The sequence below is a fragment of the Streptomyces sp. NPDC007162 genome (assembly GCF_040634175.1).
Classification (GTDB): Bacteria; Actinomycetota; Actinomycetes; order Streptomycetales; family Streptomycetaceae; genus Streptomyces.
In genome coordinates, this window is record NZ_JBEYFC010000804.1 from 1 (window position 1) to 2,823 (window position 2,823).

2 protein-coding genes and 2 pseudogenes are annotated in these 2,823 nt (G+C 68.1%); 3 read left to right on the top strand and 1 reads right to left on the bottom strand.

Annotation, left to right across the window (positions count from 1 at the left end; all coding sequences use genetic code 11):
• The 3 genes and pseudogenes from ABZ646_RS44195 to lexA form a co-directional block, all read left to right on the top strand.
• Positions 1 to 363: MaoC family dehydratase (locus tag ABZ646_RS44195; RefSeq protein ID WP_360532760.1), on the top strand; the 363-nt coding region annotated here is incomplete at its 5' end.
• Between the two features lie 166 nt (positions 364 to 529).
• Positions 530 to 1,012 (top strand): sterol carrier protein domain-containing protein, encoded by a 483-nt coding sequence (locus ABZ646_RS44200; protein WP_360532763.1) that lies wholly within the window; start codon positions 530 to 532, stop codon positions 1,010 to 1,012.
• A gap of 303 nt (positions 1,013 to 1,315) precedes the next feature.
• Positions 1,316 to 1,841: pseudogene (gene lexA, locus ABZ646_RS44205) on the top strand (transcriptional repressor LexA); the annotation flags it as partial.
• A gap of 393 nt (positions 1,842 to 2,234) precedes the next feature.
• Here the strand turns inward: lexA and ABZ646_RS44210 are convergent.
• Positions 2,235 to 2,392: pseudogene (locus ABZ646_RS44210) on the bottom strand (IS5/IS1182 family transposase); the annotation flags it as partial.
• Between the last annotated feature and the right edge of the window lie 431 nt (positions 2,393 to 2,823).

Here is a 2,823-nt window from a genome sequence, read left to right on the forward strand (position 1 = left end):
GTGGCACCGATCCACTCCGACGTCGAGTTCTGCAAGCACCTCGGCAGGGACCGGGTGCTGGTCTGCGGCATGGTCACCCTCGGGATCGTCATGGGCGCCAGTGTCCGCAGCACCAGCGGCCTGACCACCGCCAACCTCGCGCTGGACGAACTACGCCTGGAGCGCCCGGTGTTCGTCGGTGACACCCTCTACGCCGAGACGGAGATCACCGAAGCCCGGCAGTCCCAGAGCCGTCCCGAGTACGGCGTCGTCACCTGCAAGATCAGCGGCTTCAACCAGGACCGCCGCCGCGTCATCGTCTTCCAGCGGACCTTCTTCGTCCCCGCCAACGCCTCCGCCGTCCGCGACACCACCCACTACTAGGAGCAGCTCATGGATGAGGCCATCACCGTCGTCCCCGCCGACGAGAACCTCCTGACCGAGTACGACGCCCTCGCCACCCGGGCCTTCGGGCGCCCCGTCGACGACGTCCGCCAGCTGGCCGAGCAGGCCGTCGGACGTCCACGACTTCTGGGCCGCCGACGACACCGTGGCCTCCGCGATGCTCGCCTTCCTCGGCCGCCACAACAGCCGGATCCCCACCATCACCTTCCACCGCACCAGCCTCCCGCCCCACCCGCTGCTCCTCCACGGCCTCCACCGCTACGGCAACGCCATCGCCGAGTCCTGGCACCCCTGGATGCTGCGCATCCTCGACCTGCCCGAAGCCGTACGGCTCCGCGGCTGGCCCGCCGACCTGGACACCACCCTCCCCATCGGCGTCGACCAGGGCGACGGCACCACCGACCGCTACCTCCTGCAGATCGCGCACGGCGCCGCCGAGCTCCAGCCCACCCGTACCGAGCCCCGGGTCACCGTCAACCGCCGCCAGGCCACCCTCTGGTACGCCGGCGGCTATCGCAGCACCGCCGCCGCCCGCATGGCGGGAATCCACGCCACCGACGAACAGAGCCTGACCACCCTCATCCGCATCACCACCGAACACGAACTCTGGTGTGCCGAGCAATTCTGAACCACCACCCGGTCAGCAAGTACCACGCAGAGTTCGACTTCTCTAACCAAACTCTGTTCGGCGTACTCACACCCAGATGGCCGCAGCGCGGCGACCTCGACTCGCTGTCTTGCTGGTTCACCCCGGCCTGATCCTCTGGACCGCTGGCACGGGAGACAAGGTCTTGACGCACCCACCAGGACGTCTCCGGGTTGTCACCCACCTCACCCCACCTCACCCGAAACCCGAAAGAGTGTTCCATTTGTCGCGGGTGGCGGGGAAAGGTCGCGCCAGCGGATCTTGCATGGATGTGGAGGTGCCGGCATGGATGACAGCACCACCCCTCGTCGGGGCCGGCCTCCGGGCCAGCGGACCGGTGAGGGAGAGCTGACGGTCCGCCAGGCGGCGATCGTCCGCTACATCACGGAGACGGTCGCACGGCAGGGCTACCCGCCGTCGATGCGGGAGATCGGCCAGGCCGTCCGCCTCGCCAGCACGTCCTCGGTCGCCCACCAGCTGGCGGCGCTGGAGCATAAGGGCGTGCTCTACCGCGACCCGCGCACCCCGCGCCTACCGGGTCCGGACCTCGTGGGCGCCCGAGCTGAGCAGTAGAAGCGACACGGGCGTCGAGGTCCCGCTCGTCGGGACGATCGCCGCCGGCGCCCCGCTGCTCGCCGAGGAGACGTTCGAGGACGTGTTCGTCCTGCCTCGGCAGCTTGTCGGCGACGGCGACGTCTTCGCCCTGACCGTCTCCGGAGATTCCATGATCGACGCTGCGATCTGCGACGGCGACATTGTCACCGGCAAGCGGCAGGACAGCGCCGACCACGGCGACATCGTCGCTTCTCTGGGGGAGAACTGTGGCACAACGAATCCCAGCAGGGATAGCTGCAGCTCAGCAGCAATGCTGGAGACGATAGCGTGCGCAACAGGTGTGGTGCTATCGCTGGATCGAGCGAATGGGCGGCACGATGCCGTGCGTCGCGCCGCTTGAGCTCGTCGAAGACCTGTTGTTGGGCACATTGGGTGTTGACCAGTCAGGGTTCGGGCTGAGCGTCGAGCGCAACGAAGTCTTCGCCGGACGTCGGTAGTTCACTGTCGTGGCGTCACGGCGATACGGTCAGGGCTCATGGCCGGAACGCCAACGCGAACGCTCGGCGGTGTCGAGTTCGGTCGCGGGGCTCTTCCCGACGGCCTTGTCGGCGGCGAAGGCGAAACGGCGGCCTCTGCCGTCGCAGGCGAGGTGGACTTTGGTGGTCCGTCCTCCGCGGCATCGGCCGAGGGCGTGATCGTCCGGTCCATCCTGTCGCTGCTGCCCCCTTTTCGGCCCGTGTCAGCCGCGTGCTGGTGGGCGCGGACGATGGTGGAGTCAGTCTGGACCAGCCAGTCGATGTCACCGGCCGCGTCGGCGTGGGCTTGGATCTGCTGCAAAGAGCCTCGTCGTGGATTCCGGGCTGTTCTTGGTCCGATGCCAGATTGCCCAGTGCCTGCAGGCCTCGACGGTGACCGTGACAGTTCCGCGCCGGCTCCGGCACACCAACCGTCCCTCGACCGCCTTGGAGCGAGTGGTCCAGGACCTTGTCGCTGCTGTCGGACGACGGTCAGGTCGCGGTCGACAGAGGAGCGCCGGGCTCCGGCTGAGTGGCGGTGGTGGAGTCGTGCGCACCGTCAGGGTTGGGCAGCATCCGCCAGGGGGAGCCTGTGTCCTGCGGACCGCTGACTGACGCGGAACCCCTGTGATGTAGCGGCCGTTGTTCGAGAGCCGGAGAAACTTCAGGGATGGAGTTGTTGCGCGGCTTGCCGGACCAGCCGGAGGGCTCCTGGTGGATGAC